Origin of the sequence: Paenibacillus chibensis (genome assembly GCF_004001045.1) — a bacterium.
Classification (GTDB): Bacteria; Bacillota; Bacilli; order Paenibacillales; family Paenibacillaceae; genus Paenibacillus_AQ; species Paenibacillus_AQ chibensis.
The window spans coordinates 1-24,112 of sequence record NZ_BIMK01000046.1 but is presented as its reverse complement, the minus strand read 5'-3'; the positions used below and the strand labels follow the sequence as shown (position 1 = coordinate 24,112).

Genomic DNA, 24,112 nt, shown 5'->3' with positions numbered 1-24,112 from the left:
ATCCATTTTATTCGTAATTGTTTACGCCTTACCGCAGATTTCCGAGACTGCGTCTATGAATGCATCCGCTTCTTCGACCGTTGTACTTACCCCCACACTGGCCCGGACTGCGCCAGTCTGAAGCGTATCCACTGCCTGATGCGCAAGTGGAGTACAATGCATACCTGCACGTACCGCAATGCCGTATTCCCGATCCAGGCGAAAAGCAATCTCGCTCGAATCGATACGGTCTGACACAAAAGAGACAATTCCCGTCCTTGGGGAACCCTGCCGCGGACCAAGAATGTGAAGCCCATTGATGCGCCGAATGCCTTCGATCATCCGCTGTGTCAAATCCCACTCATGCTGATATATATGTAGCGTTGACATCTCCATGACTTTCTCTACGCCGGCTCGCAACCCGGCGATTCCAATCGTATTGGGTGTCCCCGCTTCATAACGGTCCGGTCTAACGGAAGGCTGCTCCACTTCCTCCGACTGGCTACCCGTTCCGCCATGCAAGAGCGGCTCGAGATCAATCGATGGAGAGATATACAGACCGCCTGTCCCCTGTGGTCCCAGCAATCCTTTATGCCCGGGAAAAGCGAGTAGATCCACGTTCATGGCCTGAACGTCAACATCGATGCAGCCTGCGCTTTGTGCGGCATCGACCAAGAATACGGCCCCATGCTTATGCGCCAGCTCCCCTATTTCCGCTATCGGGAGAATGCTGCCCAGCAAATTGGAGCTATGGCTGCAAACGACAAGCTTCGGTTTTCGGGACAAGGCGTCCTTCAGCTTGTTCCCATCCAAGTTTCCCTGATGGTCCACCGGAACATAGTCCACATGAATCCCCAGCGTTCTTTTCAAATATTCGAGCGGCCTTCTCACCGAATTATGTTCCACCATGGTGGCTACAACATAATCCCCTTTTCGCAGAATGCCCTTGATCGCCAAATTCAGAGCTTCTGTTGTGTTATGAGTAAACACCACATCATTTGGGTTATGAACCCTTAGCAGACGGGATAACGCCCTGCGGGATTCAAACATTACCCTGCTTGCCTTCACTGCCATTTTATGGCTTCCGCGCCCCGGATTCGCGGCCGCTTCTACCATGGCTTTTTGCATCGCCTGCATGACTTCAGGAGGCTTGGGCCAGGAAGTTGCAGCATGATCCAAATAAACAATCGGCTTCGTTTGGCGTTCTTCCATCTCAATCCTTGCCCTCCTTCTCCAGACAGGCTTACGCATGTCTTAACACACATTTTCTCCCAATGAAACAGAGAATGACATATCCTTTACCCTTTTTAGGGATACAGCCGGATATGCCATTTTGGCATGACATCAGATCACTTTTACTGCAAAAGCTCTAACAGTCTTTCCAGATCTTGTTTGCTGTAATAGTTCAATTCAATTTTGCCTTTATCTTTGTTTTGTTTAATTTTCACCGTCGTTCTGAATCTCTCCCGCAAGGAGTCTTCCAAATGGTCGATATAAGGGTCACGTTTCTTTACCTTCGCCTTATTTTTATCCACCGGTTTGCGGTCCAGGCTTTTCACAGCCTCCTCCAGATCACGCACGCTCCACTCATTGGCAACGCATTGCTTGGCCAGCTGCTTTATGAGTGCCGTATCCTTCAAACCGACGATCGCACGGGCATGGCCCATGGACAATGTTCCACGTGAAACATAATCCTTCACCTCATCCGGAAGCGACAATAAACGAAGGAAATTCGCAATGTGGGATCTGGATTTTCCAACCTTCATGGACAGCTCTTCCTGTGTAAGGGAGTATTGGTCCATCAGGCCTTGATAAGCAACGGCTACCTCCATCGCGTTCAGGTTCTCCCGCTGCAGGTTTTCAATCAAAGCGATTTCCATCACCTGCTGATCACTGAAACTGCGGACGACTGCCGGAATGGTTGGTTTACCGCAAAACTGAGAGGCACGGAATCTTCGTTCGCCCGCGATAATCTCATAACCTTTTAGAACGCTGCGTACAATAATGGGTTGAATAACGCCATGCTGACGGATGGATTCCGCCAATTCCTGAATGGATTCTTCGTTGAAGTCTTTGCGCGGCTGATAAGGATTCGCACGCAGTTGGCTGAGTGGAATCTCTACGATTTTGTCATCTTCATGAATGGAGAGGGAAGGAATTAACGCATCAAGTCCTTTACCCAGTCTTTTACTCATAAGAAATCACTTCCTTTGCCAACTCTAAATACACTTCTGCCCCCTTGGAACGGGGATCATAGGTCATGATCGTTTGACCATGGGAGGGTGCCTCGCTTAGCCGCACATTCCGCGGAATAATCGTACGATACACCTTTTCCTGGAAGTATTTTTTGACCTCTTCGATGACCTGAATCCCCAAATTTGTACGGGCATCCAGCATCGTGAGCAGCACGCCTTCAATTTGCAGCGATGTGTTCAAGTGCTTTTGCACCAGACGCACGGAATTCAGGAGTTGACTCAACCCTTCCAGCGCATAGTACTCGCACTGGATCGGTATGATGACCGAATCGGCCGCTGTCAAAGAATTTATCGTCAGAATCCCCAACGAGGGCGGGCAGTCGATCAGAATATAATCATAGTTCGCTTTGACAAGCTGTAGGGACTTTTTCAAACGAAGCTCCCGAGAAATGGTTGGAACCAATTCGATTTCTGCGCCTGCCAGCTGAATCGTAGCCGGAATGATGTGCAGTCCCTCGACCTGTGTTTCAAGAATAGCATCCTTGGGATGAACTTCGTTGATGATCACATCATAGATGCAGTTGGCTACATCGGCTTTATTCACACCCACGCCACTCGTGGTATTGCCTTGAGGGTCAATATCAACAAGCAGCACTCTTTTGCCGAGCGTAGCCAAGCCTGCACCGAGATTGACGGAGGTCGTCGTCTTCCCTACCCCGCCCTTTTGATTTGCTATGGCAATGATTTTGGACACTCAATTTCACCTCATTGTGTATGAAAACTCTTCTTGTAGGTCACGGGATGGTGTTACACAGCAAAACAATCGGCTGCAACATTCTGATAGACACAGGATCGGGCATTCCGCTTGCTTCCGGTTCCATACCTTATCAGATTTGAACTGTAACGGCTTCGCCTTGCACGAGTGCTATTCCTTGCAAAAAGGAAATCCTGAGCCTGAAACCACAAGCATCCATGTTCTCATCATGATTAGCTGAACATCAGCTATACAGCAAAATGCAAACCGCTCCCTCTCCCATCCGTTCTAGGGATATACGGAAGCCGTTTGCTTCATTCATCGGTCAAAAAAAGCGGCCGGGAAGCCGCTCGCAGCCGCAACTTGTATTAACGCTTAGGAATCTGTATGACAATCTCATAATGATCTTCGCGATCATTTTCTGTTGTTTTAATCGCCAGTCCCGAATCAGAAACCATATCGATGGATTGGCGGATCGTATTTAATGCCAAACGAACATCTTTCGTAAACGAGATGCGTTTGGATTTTTTAATTTTGGAAGCTTCTTTATAGTAAGCGACTCTGGCCTCCGTTTGCTTCACATTCAGCTCTTTGGAGATGACCTCGGATAGCAGCTTCAGCTGCAGCTCTTCCGTATCCAGAGACAGCAGTGCACGAGCATGCCGTTCTGTAATTTTTCGCTCCATAAGTGCCGTTTTGACCTCTTCAGGCAGATGCAACAGACGAATCTTGTTTGCAATCGTCGATTGACTCTTGCCAAGTCGCTGAGCAAGGCTTTCCTGTGTCAATTGATGAAGATCGATCAGCTTCTGGTAAGCTACCGCTTCCTCAATCGAGGTCAACCCTTCCCGCTGCAAATTTTCGATAAGTGCAATCGAGGCGGCCTGTGAGTCATTAAATTCACGGACAATCGCCGGGATCGTATCCATCCCGAGCTTCGTTACAGCACGCCAGCGCCGTTCTCCGGCAATAATCTCATATTTGGAATTGCGTATTCGAACAACAATCGGTTGAATGACACCGTGAGTTTTGATCGTTTGACACAGCTCATCAATTTTCTCGTCATCAAAAATCGTACGAGGTTGATAAGGACTGCTGACGATCTCTCCAACCGGGATTTGTTTCACTTCATCCGTGCTGTTCTTCTCCGTCAATCCAAACAATTTAGAAAATTGTTCTTTCATTCCGTATATTACCACCTAATTTCGTAATAGCACTTTGCTAAGCGCTTGGTCAGCAACAGTCACAGCAATCGACTTGTTTTCGAAAGTACGTGCATTGCAAATATGCCTTCAAACCGCTTTCAAGCAAGGTGTTAGCTCGAACATTGATCTACGAGATCCGATCTTCCAAGCAGTCGTTGCTCCGGTCAACCGATACGTAAAATCGGCACTGAGAATCAGTCCGTGTAACTCTCTCTATTCTACCACTTTTTTTCATATAATCCTATTCTCCAAAGTCCCCTTTTTTTCCTGCCGAACACTTATTTTTTGACGATCTGTGAGTTCGCAATAAATCCAAACTCTGCACAAAATATGAACGATTTCAGCTCACCACCCACCCTAGCCAGCGTTAAAAGAATCTCTCTTCACGTGTCCTTTTCCCCTCATCCACTTGCTTCACGTCACAAAATTTCAAAACATTGATGCGCACAAAAAAAGGAATGTTTCACGTGAAACATTCCTTTTCTTCTCTCACCGAGCTTTCCACGATATAAACAAGAACTGGAGCTTGATCTTGCTTCCTCTTGAAATTCGGGATCATACAGAGGGCAGCAGGTAGTTACTCTTTCATTCCTTCGATTTATAAAAGAGAGAGTTATATATTTACAGAGGCGTTTTAATGGCTGTTCCCGCTTTGCGCGGATATTTACCCGGCGTGCCCGCTGTTTTATCGATGATGATGATATGGCGTTCAGCCTCTTCAACCGGAAGGGAAAATTTCTCGACCCGATTCAATCTGCCCTTCAGCTCCTTCAAGCTGCGAGTTGCTTCCTTCACTTCTTCGTCCGGGCTGCTCCCCTTCATCGCCGCGAATATCCCCCCGACCTTCGCATAAGGAAGACAAAACTCATTTAACACCGCCAGCTTAGCCACTGCTCTGGCCGTAACCAAATCGTAATGATCGCGATGCTCCGGTTTGCGTGCCCAATCCTCGGCCCGTCCATGCAGAAGCTGTACCTGCTCCAAGCCGGTTTCCTTCGCAATATGCTGAAGGAAGCCAATCCGTTTGTTCAAGGAGTCGATGATGGTCAGCTGTACCTGCGGAAAACAAATCTTGAGCGGAATGCCGGGGAACCCGGCACCGGAACCGATATCCGCCATCGTTTGCACCCGATTCATATCCACATAAAAACCAAGGGATATGGAATCATAAAAATGCTTCGTATATACCTGATCCCGGTCAGTAATACCGGTTAGATTCATCTTTTCATTCCAGGACACCAGCTCGCGATAGTATGTTTCAAACTGGTCCAGCTGGGAGGAGCTTAACTCGATCCCTTTTTCATGCAGTCGCTGCGTAAAAGTCTCTTGAATAGGATCCATGTGTTAACCTCTTGCGGCGGTTACCCGGTTATAGTGCTCCAGATAAACCAGCAGAATGGAAATATCAGCCGGCGTGACGCCGGATATACGGGAAGCCTGCCCGATGGAGATCGGCCGGATGCTGGAGAGCTTTTGCCGAGCTTCAATCGCAATGCCTTCGATTTCATTATAATCAATCGTATCCGGAATCTTCTTCTTATCCATCTTTTTCAAGCGTTCGACGTGGATGAGCTGTTTTTCAATGTATCCGGCATATTTAATCTGAATTTCTACCTGCTCCTTCATTTCCTCGGTCAGATCGAATGGAGATGGCGAAATTTCTTCGATGTTATCATGGCTCACTTCCGGACGACGCAAAATCGTAAGCAGATTGCTGCCATCCTGAATCGGTGCGGAGCCTAGGCGTTCCAGCATCTCATTCACGTGGGAAGGACCGACCTTGGCTGCCTGCAGACGTTCGATTTCCTGTTCAACTTTCGCTTTTTTGTCCAGGAACTTTTCATACCGGTCATCGGAAATCAAGCCGATCTCATGGCCAAGCGGTGTCAGACGGAGGTCTGCATTGTCATGCCGAAGCAGCAGACGATATTCCGCGCGCGAAGTCAGCAGACGATAAGGTTCGTTCGTCCCCTTTGTCACCAGATCATCGATCAACACGCCGATATAGCCCTGCGAACGGTCCAGCACGACAGGCTCCTTGTCTTGAACCCGGCGCGCAGCGTTAATCCCGGCCATGATTCCTTGACCGGCGGCCTCCTCATAACCCGAAGTGCCGTTGATTTGTCCCGCCGTAAACAGGCCCGGAATTTTCTTCGTTTCAAGCGATGGCCACAGCTGCGTAGGCACCACCGCATCATACTCGATCGCATAGCCGTTACGCATCATTTCGACCTTTTCAAGGCCGGGAATGGAGCGCAGCATGGCCAGCTGAACATCCTCCGGCATGCTGGTGGAAAGTCCTTGGACATAATATTCAGATGTGTTTTTGCCTTCCGGCTCCAGGAAAATCTGATGCTTCGGCTTGTCGCTGAAGCGTACGATTTTATCCTCGATCGACGGGCAATAACGCGGTCCGGTTCCTTCAATAATACCTGAGAACATCGGTGCACGGTGCAGATTCGCATTAATGATTTGGTGAGTTTCCAGCGATGTGTACGTCAGCCAGCAAGGAAGCTGCTCGTTAGCCGAGCCTTGCGTTTCATATGAGAAGAACTTCGGCTTGTCATCCCCGGGTTGGATTTCCGTTTTCGAAAAATCAATCGTTGATTTGTGAACACGCGGAGGCGTACCCGTTTTAAAACGAACCAGATCAAAGCCGAGCTGGCGTAGATTTTCTGCCAATTTAATGGAAGGCTGTTGGTTGTTCGGCCCGCTCTCGTACGTCATTTCACCCATGATGACTTTCCCGCGCAGGTAAGTCCCCGTCGTCAACACGACGGATTTGGCCCGGTAAGCCGTGCCGGTCTTCGTTATTGCGCCGACGCAGACGCCATCTTCCACGATCAGCTCTTCCACCATGCCTTGGCGCATCGTCAAGTTCGGCTCTTTCTCCATCGTTTCTTTCATCGTATGCTGATAGGAAAACTTATCTGCCTGTGCCCGCAGGGCGTGAACAGCAGGACCCTTCCCTGTATTCAGCATGCGCATTTGAATAAAGGTCTTGTCGATATTCCGTCCCATTTCGCCGCCCAAAGCATCGATTTCCCGTACAACATGACCTTTTGCAGGTCCACCGATCGACGGGTTGCAGGGCATAAACGCAACCATATCCAGGTTAATCGTAATCATCAGCGTACTGCATCCCATTCGGGCTGCAGCCAGGGCAGCCTCACAGCCGGCATGACCCGCGCCGATGACCAGAACATCATAGCTGCCGCCATCATAACTCATGAATAAAAACCTCCTCATTATTCTAAAAAAATTCGTTCGTGATCATATAGGAAATACCGTTAATTCAATTTATCTATATAAGCAAAATCTTATTTACCTAAGCAGAACTGCGAGAATATTTGATCCAGCAGCGTATCGGATGCCGTATCCCCGATGATCTCGCCCAGCTGCTCCCAAGCGAGCCGCACATCGATCTGAATCATGTCGATCGGAATGAACTGTTCTGCGGCTTCGTAAGCATCCTGAAGCGATTTGTTGGCCTTTTTAAGCAGGGCGATATGGCGCACGTTGCTGACATAGGTCAAATCTCCGGATTCGATGCTTCCGCTGAAAAAGAGCTGCGAAATCGCTGCTTCCAGCGCATCGATCCCCTCCTGGGTTTTCACAGACATCGGAACGATCAGATCCTCCGCATAAAACCGCGCTAAAATATCCCGATCCAGCTGTGGAGGTAAGTCCATTTTATTCATAATGACAATCGATTGTCTACCGCGGATTTGTTCCATTAATTCCAGTTCATCCTCATGCAGCGGTTCGCTTGCATTCAGAACGAGCAGGATCAAGTCGGCTTCGGTCACGGCATGCTTGGAGCGCTCCACGCCGATCTTCTCCACCACATCCATAGTTTCCCGGATTCCGGCAGTGTCGAGCAGCTTAAGCGGAATGTTATTAATCGTAACAAACTCTTCAATCACGTCCCGTGTCGTCCCCGGGATGTCCGTCACAATGGCGCGATTCGTGTGGGCCAAGGCATTCAGGAGCGAAGATTTGCCCACATTCGGCCGTCCAACGATGGCCGTCGTGATGCCTTCTCGCAGGATTTTCCCCTGCTCCGCCGTCTTCAGCAGCTTGGCGATGCCCTGCATCACTTCCATGCTTTTGTCCTTGATAAACTCGGCTGTAAGCGATTCGACATCATGCTCCGGGTAATCGATATTGACTTCAATATGTGCCATCGTCTCCACCAAAATATGACGCAGCTTCCCGATCTGGTCGGACAGAGCTCCCTCTACCTGCTTCAAGGCGACCGAGAATGCACGGTCCGATTTGGACCGGATCAGGTCGATTACGGCTTCCGCCTGGGACAAGTCGATCCGCCCATTCAAAAAGGCGCGCTTGGTGAACTCCCCCGGCTCCGCCAATCGAATATCCTGCTGAAGCAGCAGATCCATCACTCTTTTGACGGAAATGACGCCGCCATGCGTGCTGATCTCAACCACATCCTCCGTGGTAAAAGAACGCGGAGCCCTCATCACCGTGACGAGAACCTCTTCAATCTTCTCTCTATGGTCAGGATCCACAATATACCCATAATGAACGGTATGCGTCGCCGCTTCCGTTAATTTCGTTGTACTGCGAAAAATCTTTTCCACTTCGGCTATCGATTCGGGTCCGCTAACGCGGATTACCGCGATGCCCGCCTCGCCTACCGCCGTTGAAATAGCTGCTATCGTATCGCTAAGCAATGCTTTCACCTCTTTATCCTGCTGTTGTTCCTTATGCATGAATCCCTAACATTATCCTAACCAGTTTAGGAATAACCAAGACGATTCCTATGAAAACAGCGTCTTATCTACGAAAAAAGCAATGACTTCATCAGCGGCACGCGCTGAGTAAAGTCATTGCACATCATGTCTCATCCCAGGGATCCCATGATCCCGTTTACTTTAATGTAATGACGATACGCCGGTTCGGCTCTTCCCCTTTGCTGTACGTCTTCACCTGCGGATGATCCTGCAGTCTGGAGTGAATGACTTTTCGCTCCTGTGGAGACATCGGCTCAAGAACAACCTCTTTGTGAGATCGGATCACACGGCCCGCTAAGCGATCCGCCAGATCCTCCAGCGTTTTTCTGCGCCGCTCCCGGAAGTTCTCGGCATCCAGCACAATCCGGATGTAGCTGTCCGAGTAGCGGTTGGCCACGATGTTGGCCAGATACTGCAGAGCATCCAGGGTTTGTCCCCTTCTGCCTATGACAAGACCCAAATCGGGTCCGAATATATGAAGCGTGGTTACGTCTTTGGCATGCTGCACGTCTACGGTGACGTCCAGTCCCATGCTCTTGCCGACATCCTTAATGAAGCGGACGGCTTCTTCGTAAGGATCCTGTCCGGCATGTTTCTCTTCTTCGGCCTCCGGCAGCTTTACCGGCTGATCTAATGGCAATGTGGATGCCGTCTTGACTGGTTTGGCTTCAGGCTCAGGGAGCAGTGTAAGCTCTACCTTCGCTTCCTTTACGCCAATCAATCCCAGGAATCCTTTTGACGGCTGCGTTATGGTTTTGACCGTGACACGGTCCTGACTTACCCCAAGCTGGGCTAGCCCTTGTCTTACAGCTTCTTCAACGGTTTTTCCTGATACGACGACTTTGCTCATTTAGATTTTTTGGCCTCCTTTTTACCTTTTCCCGCATTGCCTTTATTGCCTTTGTTTCCTTGGCTGTTGTTCTTAGCGCCTTGGTTGTTGTTTTTGCCGCCTTTGCTGCTGTTTCCTCCGGCGGAAGAAACGGCTGCTACGTTGGCTGCTGGCTTGTGGTTGCGGTACAAGAAATAGTTCTGAATGATCGTGTACAGGTTACTGAAGAACCAGTACAGCGGAAGTGCAGACGGGAACTGATAGGACATGAAGAAAATCAGCACCGGATACACGAGCATCATGAACTGCATTGCCCCCTGCTGCGGGCTTGGGTTCATCTTCATCATCATTCTGGATTGCAGGAATGTCGTCGCTGCAGCGAGCAGCGGCAGTATGAAGGTATGGTCCGGCTTACCGAGCTGAAGCCACAAGAAAGAGTGTTCATACAAATATTTATTGTGAATAATCGAATTATAGAGAGCGATAAAAACAGGCATCTGCACAATCAGCGGCAAACATCCTGCCATCGGATTAACCTTATTTTCCTGGAACAAGCGCATCGTTTCCTGCTGCTGCTTCTCCGGATTGTCTTTGTATTTCTCCTTGATTTTGGCCAGCTCCGGCTGAATGGCCTGCATGGCTCTAGAGCTTCGAACCTGCTTGATGGACAGCGGCAAAATAATCGTCCGCACGATAATCACCATCACCAGGACGGCCAGACCGTATTCGCCGTTAAACCAATGCGCAATCGTGTCCAGTGCATACGAGAAATAATAAACGACGTTTTTTTGCCAGAAGCTTCCGCTGTTTCTCATATCCTCGGTCGTATATTGTACCGAATTAGAACTGCAACCTGATAATACCAGCACCGCCAGCATCATCACTGCAATGAGCAGGATCCATTTCCTGCCTCGTCTCGTCTTGAATAGCGACACTTCATAACCCCTCTCTGAACACTTCCGTTCAACGTAAATCATACCATAATTAATTGGACAAAGAAACCAGCTTTCACCGCCCTGAAGACCTCAGAAGCGACGCCTTGCGGAGCACGTGAAGCACGCTCTTTTCCAGGTCCTTATACGGCATATCAAGCGCACCTTTACGGACGATAAAAACAAGATCCACATGCTCGATCAGCTTGTCCTCCTGATGACGGACGATCTCCTTCACGAGCCGGCGCATCCGGTTGCGGACAACGGCGTTGCCCACCTTTTTGCTGACGGAAATTCCTACGCGGAATTTCTCTACCTCTTTTTTGCGGAACCAGTAGACGACAAACTGATGGTTCGCAAAAGACTTTCCATGACGATATACGCGGCTGAAGTCCGCCCGGTTTCGTAATCGTAAACTTTTGTGCAACCGTATCCCCTGCCTGCTCCTCCGCCCTCTTCGTTCAACCGGCCCCAACGTGGCCGCAAGAAAGCTTAATTTTCCTACAGGATCGGACGACTCTCCTCATAATCAGAGAAATGCCGGCTGATCCATAAAATTTTTTACTTCATATAATATAAGGAAGTTTTATGAACAGTATCGGCTTTTCATCACCTGCATAAACCAGCCGGTGCCAAGTTCGCCCTTCCCTCTTTTTTGTCATTTTGAAGTGAATCTATAACAAAATCTGCGGAAAAGTGCCCCGCTTCCCCTCAAAATTGAAGAAAAAAAGACCACCGCAGTGGTCTTCATGCACGAAATTTACGCACTCAATACTTTTCTGCCTTTAAGGCGACGAGCTGCCAGCACTTTACGGCCGTTTTTCGTGCTCATTCTTTTCCGGAAACCATGAACCTTTTTGCGTTTGCTCACATTCGGTTTAAATGTCGGTCTCATGTATTGCACACCCCCTTACAGGATCTCATAACCTTTATGGTTAATTCATTTTCATTTACACAGAAAATGCCTTTATACATTTAACCATGCCCATGCCTAAAAGTCAACTGATCCCTTCCCCTATTTCCTCATTCATATCGTAGTTTAACGGCCCTTCCCCTCATTTGTCACTGATTCGACATTTCGCGACTTCTGCGTAAACAATCGGCAGCACCTTATCTGCTCGCGGATCCGCCGCTCTTTCACGCTCTTTATTGTAGGAACCCGATGGGAGCCTGCCTTCGGTCCTTATCCACATTTTTAGTTTTTCTTCTTAATTTTTTTGGGCATATTCACAGTATTGAAATTCACCGCCGCCGCAGCGCCATGTTTAACGAGTTTTCCACAGGAAATTCCGGATGGGGCGCGCGGACATCCACAGATACGACTTATCCACCTGTTCACAAGAATCGCCGCAACTTTCCCTTTTCCGGCATAAGCTGTGCACAACTGATTTTCTAATTTTAGGAATGCTGTCGAAAGCTAAACAATTTATAAACAATATATAGTATTGTGAATATCATTTATACACAACTTATTGAATTTGTGGATAAAATGGACGGATACATTGATAAAAAGGGATTCTTTTGCTATGATTATATTACTTTTGGTTGTGAATATCTGTTTACACCCCTAATATTATCAACAAGCTGTGGATAAACTTGTGAACAATTTTAATTTGTCCACTTTTTTTTATTTTCTCCGATCTTAAAATTGGGGATAAATTTCAGCAGCATTCATTTTTTTTCGACAATTCCACTCAAGTGGCTGAAGGCAAGCCCGCATTTGGAAGATTTAAAGGAGTGACAGTCTAGTGGACAGCCATACTTCCGAACTATGGCAGCAAATCCTATCAATTATTCATACCAAGCTCAGCAAGCCAAGCTTCGACACCTGGTTTAAAGCAACGAAAGCGATCCAAATGAGTGACCACTCCATTATCATTTCCGCGCCTACCACTTTTGCTGTTGAATGGTTGGAAAGCCGCTATACCAAACTCGTCAGCTCGACGATCTTTGAAGTGCTTGGCAAACAAGTCGACGTCAAATTCGTCATTGAAGAGAACAAGCCTGCAGAAGTCGTTCCCCAGCAGCCCGCTCCAATGCCTCAGGTGACCCAAGAAGAAGCATTTACTCATATGCTGAATCCCAAATACACCTTTGATACGTTCGTGATTGGATCCGGGAACCGGTTTGCCCATGCGGCATCGCTCGCCGTCGCCGAGGCGCCGGCAAAAGCCTACAACCCTTTGTTTCTGTACGGAGGGGTTGGACTGGGAAAGACGCACTTGATGCATGCCATTGGCCACTACATCCTGGAGCATAATCCTGCAAGCCGTGTCGTGTATATTTCTTCCGAGAAATTCACGAATGAATTCATCAACTCCATCCGGGACAACCGGGCGGAGAGCTTCCGAAACAAGTATCGCAACGTGGATATACTACTGATTGACGACATTCAATTCCTGGCTGGGAAAGAATCGACTCAGGAGGAATTTTTCCATACATTCAACGCGCTGCATGAGGAACAAAAGCAGATCATCATCTCCAGTGATAGACCGCCAAAGGAAATTCCGACGCTTGAGGACCGGCTGAGATCCCGCTTCGAATGGGGACTTATCACCGATATTCAGCCGCCGGATTTGGAAACGCGGATCGCCATTTTACGCAAAAAAGCGAAGGCCGAAAATCTTGATATCCCGAACGAAGCCATGATGTATATCGCCAACCAGATCGATACGAACATTCGTGAGCTCGAAGGGGCGTTGATTCGGGTCGTCGCCTATTCGTCGCTGACCAATCAGGACGTCACCACGCACCTGGCAGCCGAAGCGCTGAAGGATATCATTCCTTCGAGCCGTCCTAAAATGATCACCATTGCGGACATTCAGCAAAAGGTTGGGGAATACTACAATCTGAAGCTGGAGGATTTCAAGGCACGCAAACGAACGAAAGCCGTCGCCTTCCCGCGGCAGATTGCCATGTATCTTTCGCGCGAGCTGACGGATTTTTCCCTGCCCAAAATCGGGGAAGCCTTCGGAGGCAGAGACCACACCACCGTGATCCATGCGCATGAGAAGATCACCCAATCGCTTAAAAATGATCAGGATCTCTTTAAAGTGGTCAATAATATTACAGAAAAAATCAAAAATCCAACCTGAACAAGTTCAAAGCCTATGCACAATCTGTACACATGTGGATAGGCTTAATTTTATTAGACTTGACGGGCTTATCCACATATTCAGTGCCCCTACTGCTATTACTATTATTAAAAATATTAAAATATATATCATAAGAGCTGCGCACAGCGAGTCCCTCAAACCTACTCGCTCATCAGCCCGAAATTCCTGCTAGGAGTGAAAAGATGAAGATCAGCATCCTTAAAAACGTCCTTAACGAATCCATTCAGCATGTATCCAAAGCGATATCCAGCCGCACAACCATTCCAATCCTTGGAGGCATCAAGCTGGATGTAACCCATCAAGGTGTCACATTGACAGCCAGCGATACGGATATCTCCATCCAGTCGTTTATTCCAATTGAGGATGACAACCGCACCATCGTTCAGGTGGAGCAACCCGGCAGCGTCGTTCTTCCCGCCAAATTTTTCGTGGAAATCATCAAGAAGCTGCCTTCTCAGGAAGTCCAAATGGAGGTTAAAGAGCAGTTCCAAACCTTCATTTCTTCCGGTGCCACAGAAATCCAGATGGTAGGCCTGGATCCGGAGGAATTCCCTGTGCTTCCCGACATCGAAGGCAATCAGACGATCTCCGTCCCTGGCGTCCTGCTGAAAAACATGATTCGCCAAACGGGCTTCGCCATTTCCACCCAGGAAACGACGCCTATCTTGACCGGGGTGTTGTGGAACCTGGAACATAATGACCTGAAATTCACGGCAACCGACCGCCACCGCCTTGCGACGCGTTCCGCTCATCTGGACGGTACCGAAGAAGTGAAATTCAGCAATGTCGTCATTGCCGGCAAAACGCTGAACGAGCTGAGCAAAATCGTCCCCGATCAGAACGCTCTGGTGGATATCGTCGTTGCGGACAACCAGGTGCTTTTTAAACTGGACCGCGTATTGTTCTATTCCCGTATTCTGGACGGCATTTATCCGGATACTTCTAGAATTATTCCGACAAGCTACAAAACAGAACTCGTGTTGGACACAAAAAAATTAAGCGAATCGATCGATCGCGCTTATTTGCTGTCCCGTGAGGAAAAAACGAATATCGTTCGGCTGCAGACGATGGACAATGGAGGCATCGAGATTTCCTCCAGCTCGTCCGAGCTCGGCAAGGTCCGCGAAGAACTCGAGGTCATTGATTTCAAAGGGGAGCCGCTGCGCATTTCCTTTAACTCGAAATATATGCTGGATGTGCTGAAAATCGTGGAGAGCGAGCAGCTGATGATCGCCTTTACCGGCATGATGAGCCCGATTATCCTCAAACCGATGGATGACAGCCAAAGCACGTATATCATTCTTCCGTACCGGACCACCAACTAAGCTCGAACTTATGCACAGGAAGGGCGTTACCGATGAAAGAAATAGTTATCCACAGTGAATATATTAAGCTTGATTCGTTCTTGAAACTGGCAGATTGCGTATCCACAGGCGGAATGGCGAAGGCTCTGCTGCAGGAAGGCCAGGTGCTTGTGAACGGAGAACCGGAGGAACGCCGCGGCCGCAAGCTCTATACCGGAGATCGGGTGAAGGTCGAGTCTATCGGCGAATTTACCGTGATCCAAAAATCTTGATACACCCCTCACGAAGCCGCGGCTGCATGTGGCAATAGGCGGGAAATGAGGAGGAAACGGAAGTGTTTGTAAAAAGCATCAGTCTGCAGCATTACCGTAACTACGAGGCACTGCAGCTGGATTCTTTCGGCGATGTGAACCTGCTGATCGGACAAAATGCCCAGGGGAAAACCAATCTGGTCGAGGCGATCTTTGTGCTCGCGCTGACCAAAAGCCACCGTACCGCAAGGGACCGCGAGCTGATCTCCTTTCAAGAAAAAAGCGCGCACTTGTCGGCGGTGGTGGGGAAGAAGTATGGACCGCTGACGCTCGATTTAAGCTTGTCCCCGCAGGGGAAGAAGGCCAAGCTGAACGGCCTCGAGCAGCGGAAGCTGAGTGATTTTATCGGGTCGCTGAATGTGGTCATGTTCGCGCCGGAGGATTTGGAGATCGTGAAGGGAACGCCAGGCATTCGCCGGCGTTTTCTTGACATGGAGATCGGCCAGGTCCAGCCCGGATACCTGTATCATCTGCAGCAGTACCAGAAGGTGCTGAACCAGCGCAACAACTTGCTGAAGCAGATGTGGGGCAAGGACAAGCCGCAGCAGGGTCTTTTGGAGGTATGGGACCAGCAGCTGGCCGAGCATGGTGTTAAAATCATCAAAAAGAGGAAACAATTCATAGTAAAGCTGCAAAGATGGGCAGAATCCATCCACCACGGCATTACCAACGGCAGCGAGGACCTGAAGCTTGTCTATCTTCCGTCGTTTGGCGAAGAGGCGGAGGAAGATGAAGCTTATCTTTTTGAACAATTTATGTTAAAATTATCACAACTGAAGGATCAGGAGCTTCGGCGGGGGATGACGCTTGCCGGGCCTCATCGTGATGATCTGGCGTTTTACATCAATGGCAGGGAAGTGCATACGTACGGATCGCAGGGGCAGCAGCGCACGACGGCGCTGTCTCTCAAACTGGCTGAGATCGAACTGATCCAGGAGGAAATCGGGGAATATCCTGTACTGCTTCTGGACGATGTTCTGTCGGAACTGGATCCTTACCGCCAAACGCAGCTGATCGAGACCTTTCAGAGCAAGGTGCAAACCTTTATTACAGCGACGGGAATCGAGAGCCTGAGTGTGGATAAACTGAAGAACGCCAATATTTATCATGTCCGTGAAGGGCATATTGGCTCTTAAGGAGTTGGGACTATGTATATTCATCTGGGCGGTGAAAAAATTATCCGTTCCGCGGAGCTGGTTGCTATCTTTGATATATCGATCGAGAAATCCTCGAAAATATCCAAGCAGTTTGCCAGCCACGCTTGTCAGCAAAAGAACGTGGAATATATCGGCGAAGAGGAAGCCAAGTCCATCGTCGTGACGAAAAGTACAGTATACTATTCCCCGATTTCATCCTCCACACTCAAGAAACGGGCAAAAGTGTTCGTGGCCAACGCTTGACATAGATGAACTTTTTTAAACCATCGTAACAGCAGATATCGAAATTATAGAAGTAGGTGACAGGCATGTCTATGAATCAACCGCAATATGATGAGAGTCAGATTCAGGTTCTGGAAGGTCTGGAAGCCGTCCGGAAACGTCCTGGTATGTATATCGGATCCACCAGTGCCAAAGGCCTTCACCATTTGGTATGGGAAGTAGTGGACAACAGTATTGACGAAGCGATGGCCGGCATTTGCGATCATATCGAAGTCATTGTCCACAAAGACAACAGCATTACGGTAATTGATAACGGACGGGGAATTCCGGTAGGTGAGAATGAAAAGCTGAAAAAATCCACGCTGGAAGTGGTTATGACCGTACTGCATGCAGGCGGTAAATTCGGCGGCGGCGGGTACAAGGTATCCGGCGGTCTGCACGGCGTCGGCGTTTCCGTCGTCAATGCCTTGTCTACGAAGGTTGTTGTGCAGGTACGACGTGATGGACATATTTATCAGCAGGAATATCATCGCGGCGTTCCGCAGTACGATATTAAAGTGGTGGGGGAAACAGAGGATCACGGTACGACTGTTACATTTCTGCCGGATCCGGAGATTTTCACCGAGACGACGGAGTACGACTACAACACGCTGCTGACCCGGATCAGAGAGCTGGCGTTCCTGAACAAAGGCATCGCTCTGACGCTTACTGACGAACGGACAGGAGCCTCCAACTATTTCAAATACGAAGGCGGCATTATCGAATACGTCAAGTTTTTGAATGAGAAAAAAGAGGCGCTCCACGAGCAGCCGATATACGTGGAAGGCTCGCGCGACATGATTCAGGTCGAAATCGCGCTCCAGTATAACGACAGCTATACGGAAAATATTTATTCGTTTGCCAACAACATCAACACGCATGAAGGCGGCACGCACGAATCCGGCTTCAAGAGTGCGCTGACCCGGATTATTAACGATTATGCCCGCAAGAGCGGCATGATCAAGGATAGCAACTCCAACCTGTCCGGCGATGACGTGCGTGAAGGTCTGACGGCGATCATATCCGTTAAGATTCCCGAGCCTCAGTTCGAGGGACAGACGAAAACCAAGCTCGGCAACAGCGAAGTCCGCGGTATCGTGGAATCCCTGTTTTCGGAGAAGCTGCAGGAATTCATGGGCGAAAATCCGTCCGTATCCAAACGCGTGCTGGAGAAAGCCTTGCAGGCATCCCGCGCCCGGGAAGCCGCGCGTAAAGCGCGTGAGCTGACTAGACGTAAGAGCGCGCTCGAAATCAGCGCCCTGCCGGGTAAGCTGGCCGACTGCTCCTCCAAGGATGCGTCGATCAGTGAGCTGTACATCGTCGAAGGGGACTCTGCCGGCGGGTCTGCCAAACAGGGCCGTGACCGTCACTTCCAGGCGATTCTGCCGATCCGCGGTAAAATCCTGAACGTTGAAAAAGCGCGTCTGGACCGGATCCTGTCCAACCTGGAAATTCGGGCGATGGTAACCGCGATGGGAACCGGGATTGGCGATGAGGATTTCGACATCAGCAAAGCCCGTTACCACAAGCTTATTATCATGACCGATGCCGACGTCGACGGTGCTCATATTCGTACGCTGCTGCTCACGTTCTTCTACCGGTATATGCGGCAACTGATCGAAGCGGGATACGTTTATATCGCTCAACCGCCGCTGTACAAGATCGAACGGAACAAGACGGTCCGGTATGCCGGTACCGAGAAGGAACGCGATGAGATTATCGCCGAATTCGGAGAAGGCGCGAAATTCAACATTCAGCGCTATAAAGGTCTGGGCGAGATGAACCCGGAACAGCTGTGGGAAACCACGATGGATCCGGAAAGCCGGACGATGCTGCAGGTGACGATCGAAGATGCCATGCAGGCGGATATGATTTTTGATACCTTGATGGGTGACAATGTCGAGCCGCGCCGTGATTTCATTCACGAGCATGCCAAACATGTGAAGAACCTGGATATATAGAATCGCAATAACGCCAAGAAGGTGCCTGAAGAGGCACCTTTTTCTTTTGAGGGGAGCATTAGGCTTTCGATTTGCTGCGGGAACCCTTACCTGGGGAAGAAAGGCGTCCGTATGCGATGGCGTAACGCTCGATCCGGCGGTAAATGCTTTTGTCTTTGAAAAATTTTTTGAAAGGAAAAATAGCAGGCAGGGTGTTGACTTCAAGAATCCAGGGGATGAGGTTTTGATCGATCGCCACATCCAGACCGATCTCCTTGAGCCGAGGATATTCCTTCTGCAGCTGTTTTGCCGTTTCTACGCCAAGCTGGTAAAGCTCCTTCTCAAGCAGGTTGATTCGTTCCTGGGTGGCATGCTCCTCCAGCACCTCATCGAGCATACGAATGGAGCCTCCGCTGTGGTAGTTGGTGATGATTTTGTTCTTGGCCGCCACACGTCCGATAATGCCGGTGGTTTCCCAGCTGCCGTAAGGCGTTTTTTGCGTCAAAACCCTAAGGTCAAAGGATCGATCCCTATATTTCAATTTGAAAATGCCATGCTGAAGAAGATAGAGCTTCTGCTGGGTTCGATCACGAATGGCACGGTGAAGATCATCCAATGATGAGAATTCTTGGCTGCTTGTCACGTAATGAAGCTTATATTTCTCAGGAGAAGCAGGCTCGCTGTCTTGCTCTTGCGGTTTGAGTTCATGCAGCCGTTCGACGCTCATCACGCCGTTGCCATAAGTACCGATGTCCGGCTTAATGTATACAAGCGAGCGTTCGTTCAGCATTTCGGCAAGGGCCGCTCGTGAATATTTTCGAGTAAGAGGGATATAGCGCGTGAGTTGCCTGCTTTGAAGCAGCACCTTCGTTTTAGCCCATTTGCTTGATACACGCTGTATGGTCAAGTGAACGTCATCCTTTCCGCTAAAGTTGAGTGGACCGAAGAATGCGTAAAACATAGGACAAGGGTGCAAATGAATGGTATAATATAAAGATGTTGAGATTTTAAAGGCGAAGCCCTGAAAAGCCTGGTAAAACAGTCCTTTTGCCTATCATTATATGCCCGTAGACAAAAGAAGGTAGGGCGAATCCCCATATGCGGTCAAGTTGGGCGCTAAATGGGTGATTCATTGCCAAACGTTTAATTGTGCTCCTTTTGTGAAAGTAATATAATAAAGATTAGCGGATTTATCGTATTTTGTATCATTCAGCGGTACTGCTTTCCCCGGTAACCGGCGGATTGCGGCTTGCCGTTTTATGCCTGTATGGAACTAAAGCAACATGCGGAACAGGTGACCTGGAAAGCTATCACATTCCAGAATCAACAGGCCGTATAGCTTTAGTTTGGATTGATTATAGATGCGTTTGTAAGTGAATTGGAGGAGGTCCACCATGGCGGAAGAAAATAATTCCCAGATTAAGGCGCGGGATATTGGTGTAGAAATGCGCGAATCCTTTATGGATTATGCGATGAGCATCATCGTGAGCCGGGCGTTGCCGGATGTGCGTGATGGATTGAAGCCGGTACACCGTCGTGTGCTGTATGCCATGTCCGAGCTTGGCCTGTCCCCGGACAAACCGTTTAAGAAATCGGCCAGAATCGTTGGCGAAGTCATCGGTAAGTATCACCCACACGGTGATGTGCCTGCCTATGAGACGATGGTCCGGATGGCTCAGGATTTTTCGATGCGCTACATGCTTGTCGAGGGTCACGGGAACTTTGGTTCTGTTGACGGTGATGCTCCGGCTGCTATGCGTTATACCGAGGCGCGTCTATCGAAGATTGCGCAGGAAATGCTGCGCGATATTAACAAAGAAACCATTGATTTTACCGAAAACTATGATGGCGAAGAACTGGAACCGGTTGTACTGCCTGCACGTTACCCGAACTTGCTGGTCAATGGCGTGTCGGGTATTGCCGTCGGGATGGCAACCAATATTCCGCCGCATAACCTGGGTGAAGTTATCGATGGGGCACTTGCCCTGATTAAAGATCCCGATCTGACATCGCTGGATCTGATGGATTACATTAAGGGACCTGACTTCCCGACAGCCGGCTATATTCTTGGCCGTTCGGGCATCCGTCAGGCTTACGAAACCGGCCGCGGCTCCGTTACGATGCGGGCTAAGGCCGAAATAGAAGAGAATAACAACAAGGCGCGCATTATCGTGACGGAGCTTCCGTACCAGGTGAATAAGGCTCGTTTGGTAGAGAAGATTGCCGAGTTGGTACGTGAGAAGCGAATTGATGGCATTACCGACCTTCGGGATGAATCAGACCGCAACGGCATGCGGATCGTCATTGAGCTGCGCCGCGACGTGAATCCTAGCGTGATGCTGAACAATCTGTATAAGCATACGGCGATGCAGTCTACTTTTGGCATCAACATGCTGGCGATTGTGAAAAATGAACCGAAAGTTCTCAGCCTGCGCGATGTGCTGCACTACTACCTGGAGCATCAGGTAGAGGTTATACGCCGGCGTACCGAATACGATCTGAAAAAGGCTGAAGCACGCGCCCATATTCTCGAAGGATTGCGTGTGGCTTTGGACCATCTGGACGAGGTCATTTCGATCATCCGCGGATCGCAGACTACGGATATTGCCCGTGAACGGTTGATTGAACGCTTTGGGCTCAGCAATGAGCAGACCCAGGCGATTCTCGAAATGCGTTTGCAGCGCCTGACCGGTCTGGAACGCGAGAAAATCGAAAACGAATATCAGGAATTGATGACCAAAATTGCAGAGTACAAAGAAATTTTGGCGAATCATCATCTGGTTCTGGAGATCATCAGCAATGAGCTGCTTGAAATCAAGGAGCGTTTTGCCGACGATCGCCGTACCGAAATCACGGTGGGTGAAGAGAGCATACTGGATGAAGACCTCATTCCGCGTGAGGAAGTGGTCATCACGATTACCCATACCGGCTACATCAAACGCTTGCCGGCGAACACGTACCGCAGCCAAAAACGCGGCGGACGCGGGGTCGTGGGCATGGATACGAAGGATGAGGACTTTGTCGAGCATCTCTTCGTGACCAATTCGCACCACTATCTCATGTTCTTCACGGATCGGGGTAAGGTATACCGGCTTAAGGCTTACGAAATTCCGGAGCTTAGCCGCACGGCTCGCGGAACGGCAATCATCAACCTGATTCAAATCGAACAGGGAGAGACGATTAATGCTGTGATTCCGGTGGAAGAGTTCGAGAGCGACAAGTACCTGTTCTTCGTAACGCGGAGCGGGATTGTCAAGAAAACACCGCTGGAAGACTACGTTAATATCCGTAAGGGCGGCCTGATCGCGATTAATCTGCGTGAAGACGATGCCTTGATTGAAGTCAAGCTGACCGATGGACAGCAGGAGTTGATCATGGGTACAGCACAAGGGATGTCGATCCGTTTCTCCGAGAACGATGTTCGTTCCATGGGCCGCAGTGCTACCGGGGTTAAAGGGATCACGCTGGACGATAATGACGAGGTCATCGGTATGGATGTCGTCGATAAGGATCTCGATGCCTTGATCGTGACGTCCAAGGGCTATGGCAAACGTACGCCTCTGAGCGATTATCGTTCCCAGACCCGTGGCGGCAAGGGCATCAAGACGATGAACGTGACCGATAAGAACGGCTCGGTTGTCGGCCTGAAGGTCGTGAAGCCGGATGAGGATCTGATGATCATTACGTCCAGCGGCACCTTGATCCGTACGAGCATTGATGGTATTTCTCAAATGGGACGCTACACCCAGGGCGTGAAGCTGATCAATATCCGTGAAGATGATTTTGTGGCCACGGTGTGTCGTGCGGATAAGAGCGACGAGCCTGAGGATGAGGAAGATGGCGGCGAGTTTGAAGAGAACGGCATGAACTCTCCGGCTGAAGGTCCAGCGGCTCAGGAGGCTCCTGAAGGCCTTGAAGAAGGCGGAGCGGAAGCCGACGGTTCCGACGAAGAATAATCCTTAATTTAAAAAGAGCTTGGTTTTAGATGCATTGCTGCATGCTAGAACCGGCTCTTTTGGTTTATAATTACGCATATATGCAAGTCCTGCGCGAAAATGGATTGTACAGCCTTACCGTACGTAATATAATGGTGTATATTGCCATTTATTTATAGGTGGAAGTTAGCGAGGTAATCGTGATGGCCAGCATATCTATTTTGGAATTAAAACCGGGCATTAAGCTTTCAAAAGATGTACATACTCCCATGGGCGGTCTCCTGATGCACAAAGGAACGGTTCTGCTCCCGCGTGATCTGGATATTCTGCGTGCTTTTATGGTGCAGTATGTCGAGATCGATGCCGGTGAAGGGGATTCAAAAAATGGCTCGAAGCCAGCGATTCATAAAAGTGTAAAAAAGGAACAAACATCGGCCGAACCGATTGCGCCGCCTTCATCGCTTCATGAGGAATATGACCGATTAATTCAGCTTGTGAAAAGCGCTTATCAGTCCGTCGTTGCCTCGGAGCTGCCGATCTACGAGCTGCGTAACCAACTGGAAGCGGTCATTGCGCATATTAAGGATTACAATCCTTTGACCTTCGCGCCAAGATCCATGAATGAGTATGATTATAACTACCATAATGCCGTTTTGAGTGCTCTTTCTTCTTATCTGCTATCCAAATGGAGTGGGCTACAGCAGAAGGATTGGATGCAAGCTGCCTTTGCCGGGCTATTTCACGACATCGGCAATACGAAGATTGATCCGACGCTACTATACAAGCCTCAACCGCTAACGACGGCGGAGTTTGAAGAGATGCGCAGGCACACGACATATGGCTATCAAATTTTAAAAAATGTGACCGCCATCAATGAAGGGGTCAGACTGGCTGCTTTGCAGCACCACGAAAAGGTGGACGGCTCGGGTTATCCTTTGCGTCTCGACGGAAGCAAAATCCATGTGTACGCCAAGATCGTCGGCATCACCGATATATTCCATGCCATGTCGCTTAATCGGATCTACCGTAAAGCTCAGTCGCCATACTTGGTGCTGGAGCAGATTCATTCCGAGGCATTCGGCAAGCTGGATCCATCGCTGGTTCAAATTTTCATCAAAAAATCAACCGAGTTTCATAACGGCACAATTGTTCGTCTGAGCAATGACCAGATTGGAGAAATTGTCTTTACGGATAGTAATAATCCAACCCGGCCCATGGTCTCGGTCGGCGGTGAAATCGTCAATTTGGTCCAAAAAAGACATCTCTATATTGACGAAGTAATAACTTTAAATTAAATAGTTGACTTAGTTAACAAAGCTGTGTTATATTATTTCTTGTCCTCTTGAGGGCATGAATCAATAAGATGCAGCTTTGAAATATTTTTTCTGAAAAGCTTCGAAAGAGCTTTGAAAAAAAAGCTTGCATTAAAACGAAAGA

The 24,112-nt window shown here is 49.1% G+C and carries 20 protein-coding genes; 8 read left to right on the top strand and 12 right to left on the bottom strand.

Annotation, left to right across the window (positions count from 1 at the left end):
* Positions 1–21: 21 nt before the first annotated feature.
* From PCH05_RS25485 to rpmH, 11 genes are all read right to left on the bottom strand, one after another.
* Complete coding sequence (locus PCH05_RS25485; RefSeq protein ID WP_127607254.1) at positions 22–1,191, bottom strand: aminotransferase class V-fold PLP-dependent enzyme; 1,170 nt, start codon at positions 1,189–1,191, stop codon at positions 22–24.
* A 143-nt stretch (positions 1,192–1,334) separates the two neighbouring features.
* A complete protein-coding gene (locus PCH05_RS25480) occupies positions 1,335–2,174 on the bottom strand; it encodes a ParB/RepB/Spo0J family partition protein (protein ID WP_127607252.1) in 840 nt (279 codons plus the stop codon).
* Entirely contained in the window at positions 2,167–2,928 is a 762-nt protein-coding gene (locus PCH05_RS25475) for a ParA family protein (protein ID WP_127607250.1), read from the bottom strand. Before PCH05_RS25475 ends, PCH05_RS25480 begins: the two co-directional genes overlap by 8 nt.
* Before the next feature lie 368 nt (positions 2,929–3,296).
* Positions 3,297–4,112 (bottom strand): nucleoid occlusion protein, encoded by an 816-nt coding sequence (gene noc, locus PCH05_RS25470; RefSeq protein WP_127607248.1) that lies wholly within the window; start codon positions 4,110–4,112, stop codon positions 3,297–3,299.
* 642 nt (positions 4,113–4,754) lie between these two features.
* A complete protein-coding gene (rsmG, locus tag PCH05_RS25465; protein ID WP_127607246.1) occupies positions 4,755–5,474 on the bottom strand; it encodes a 16S rRNA (guanine(527)-N(7))-methyltransferase RsmG in 720 nt (239 codons plus the stop codon).
* 3 nt (positions 5,475–5,477) lie between these two features.
* The gene (mnmG, locus tag PCH05_RS25460; protein ID WP_127607244.1) at positions 5,478–7,364 is read right to left on the bottom strand and encodes a tRNA uridine-5-carboxymethylaminomethyl(34) synthesis enzyme MnmG; all 1,887 of its coding nucleotides are present in this window, start codon (positions 7,362–7,364) and stop codon (positions 5,478–5,480) included.
* Positions 7,365–7,453: 89 nt separating this feature from the next.
* Entirely contained in the window at positions 7,454–8,830 is a 1,377-nt protein-coding gene (gene mnmE, locus PCH05_RS25455; protein WP_127607279.1) for a tRNA uridine-5-carboxymethylaminomethyl(34) synthesis GTPase MnmE, read from the bottom strand.
* Positions 8,831–9,026: 196 nt separating this feature from the next.
* Positions 9,027–9,740, bottom strand: a complete 714-nt coding sequence (gene jag / locus PCH05_RS25450) for an RNA-binding cell elongation regulator Jag/EloR (RefSeq protein ID WP_127607242.1) — start codon at positions 9,738–9,740, stop codon at positions 9,027–9,029.
* The gene (yidC, locus tag PCH05_RS25445) at positions 9,737–10,654 is read right to left on the bottom strand and encodes a membrane protein insertase YidC (RefSeq protein ID WP_127607240.1); all 918 of its coding nucleotides are present in this window, start codon (positions 10,652–10,654) and stop codon (positions 9,737–9,739) included. Before yidC ends, jag begins: the two co-directional genes overlap by 4 nt.
* A gap of 73 nt (positions 10,655–10,727) precedes the next feature.
* Positions 10,728–11,078 carry a ribonuclease P protein component gene (gene rnpA, locus PCH05_RS25440; protein WP_127607238.1) on the bottom strand — a complete coding sequence of 117 codons (351 nt, stop codon included), beginning with the start codon at positions 11,076–11,078 and terminating at the stop codon, positions 10,728–10,730.
* A 333-nt stretch (positions 11,079–11,411) separates the two neighbouring features.
* Positions 11,412–11,546, bottom strand: coding sequence for a 50S ribosomal protein L34 (gene rpmH, locus PCH05_RS25435; protein ID WP_019914530.1), 135 nt, complete (start codon positions 11,544–11,546; stop codon positions 11,412–11,414).
* 853 nt (positions 11,547–12,399) lie between these two features.
* Between rpmH and dnaA the strand changes: the two genes are divergently transcribed.
* The 6 genes from dnaA (at position 12,400) to gyrB (ending at position 18,761) form a co-directional block, all read left to right on the top strand.
* Entirely contained in the window at positions 12,400–13,746 is a 1,347-nt protein-coding gene (dnaA, locus tag PCH05_RS25430) for a chromosomal replication initiator protein DnaA (RefSeq protein WP_127607236.1), read from the top strand.
* A gap of 203 nt (positions 13,747–13,949) precedes the next feature.
* A complete protein-coding gene (gene dnaN, locus PCH05_RS25425) occupies positions 13,950–15,092 on the top strand; it encodes a DNA polymerase III subunit beta (protein WP_127607234.1) in 1,143 nt (380 codons plus the stop codon).
* Between the two features lie 32 nt (positions 15,093–15,124).
* On the top strand, positions 15,125–15,343 hold the full coding sequence (gene yaaA, locus PCH05_RS25420) for a S4 domain-containing protein YaaA (RefSeq protein ID WP_127607232.1): 219 nt from the start codon (positions 15,125–15,127) through the stop codon (positions 15,341–15,343).
* A gap of 62 nt (positions 15,344–15,405) precedes the next feature.
* Complete coding sequence (gene recF, locus PCH05_RS25415) at positions 15,406–16,518, top strand: DNA replication/repair protein RecF (protein ID WP_127607231.1); 1,113 nt, start codon at positions 15,406–15,408, stop codon at positions 16,516–16,518.
* A 12-nt stretch (positions 16,519–16,530) separates the two neighbouring features.
* Entirely contained in the window at positions 16,531–16,782 is a 252-nt protein-coding gene (gene remB / locus PCH05_RS25410; protein ID WP_127607229.1) for an extracellular matrix regulator RemB, read from the top strand.
* A 65-nt stretch (positions 16,783–16,847) separates the two neighbouring features.
* Positions 16,848–18,761: a DNA topoisomerase (ATP-hydrolyzing) subunit B gene (gyrB, locus tag PCH05_RS25405; RefSeq protein WP_127607227.1), complete on the top strand. Its 1,914-nt coding sequence runs from the start codon at positions 16,848–16,850 to the stop codon at positions 18,759–18,761.
* 58 nt (positions 18,762–18,819) lie between these two features.
* On the opposite strand, the gene PCH05_RS25400 is transcribed toward gyrB, so the two are convergent.
* Entirely contained in the window at positions 18,820–19,647 is an 828-nt protein-coding gene (locus PCH05_RS25400; RefSeq protein ID WP_127607225.1) for a YheC/YheD family protein, read from the bottom strand.
* 487 nt (positions 19,648–20,134) lie between these two features.
* Here PCH05_RS25400 and gyrA point away from each other — a divergent pair, with 487 nt between their 5' ends.
* Entirely contained in the window at positions 20,135–22,696 is a 2,562-nt protein-coding gene (gene gyrA / locus PCH05_RS25395; protein WP_127607223.1) for a DNA gyrase subunit A, read from the top strand.
* A 182-nt stretch (positions 22,697–22,878) separates the two neighbouring features.
* Positions 22,879–23,970 carry a cyclic di-GMP phosphodiesterase gene (locus PCH05_RS25390; RefSeq protein WP_127607221.1) on the top strand — a complete coding sequence of 364 codons (1,092 nt, stop codon included), beginning with the start codon at positions 22,879–22,881 and terminating at the stop codon, positions 23,968–23,970.
* Positions 23,971–24,112: the final 142 nt, after the last annotated feature.

Bases quoted from the DNA above. Each gene is read 5' to 3' on its own strand.
- PCH05_RS25485 (WP_127607254.1), bottom strand. From the start codon at position 1,191: ATGGAAGAACGCCAAACGAAGCCGATTGTTTATTTGGATCATGCTGCA.
- PCH05_RS25480 (WP_127607252.1), bottom strand. From the start codon at position 2,174: ATGAGTAAAAGACTGGGTAAAGGACTTGATGCGTTAATTCCTTCCCTC.
- noc (WP_127607248.1), bottom strand. From the start codon at position 4,112: ATGAAAGAACAATTTTCTAAATTGTTTGGATTGACGGAGAAGAACAGC.
- rsmG (WP_127607246.1), bottom strand. From the start codon at position 5,474: ATGGATCCTATTCAAGAGACTTTTACGCAGCGACTGCATGAAAAAGGG.
- mnmG (WP_127607244.1), bottom strand. From the start codon at position 7,364: ATGAGTTATGATGGCGGCAGCTATGATGTTCTGGTCATCGGCGCGGGT.
- jag (WP_127607242.1), bottom strand. From the start codon at position 9,740: ATGAGCAAAGTCGTCGTATCAGGAAAAACCGTTGAAGAAGCTGTAAGA.
- rpmH (WP_019914530.1), bottom strand. From the start codon at position 11,546: ATGAGACCGACATTTAAACCGAATGTGAGCAAACGCAAAAAGGTTCAT.
- dnaN (WP_127607234.1), top strand. From the start codon at position 13,950: ATGAAGATCAGCATCCTTAAAAACGTCCTTAACGAATCCATTCAGCAT.
- yaaA (WP_127607232.1), top strand. From the start codon at position 15,125: ATGAAAGAAATAGTTATCCACAGTGAATATATTAAGCTTGATTCGTTC.
- remB (WP_127607229.1), top strand. From the start codon at position 16,531: ATGTATATTCATCTGGGCGGTGAAAAAATTATCCGTTCCGCGGAGCTG.
- gyrB (WP_127607227.1), top strand. From the start codon at position 16,848: ATGTCTATGAATCAACCGCAATATGATGAGAGTCAGATTCAGGTTCTG.
- gyrA (WP_127607223.1), top strand. From the start codon at position 20,135: ATGGCGGAAGAAAATAATTCCCAGATTAAGGCGCGGGATATTGGTGTA.
- PCH05_RS25390 (WP_127607221.1), top strand. From the start codon at position 22,879: ATGGCCAGCATATCTATTTTGGAATTAAAACCGGGCATTAAGCTTTCA.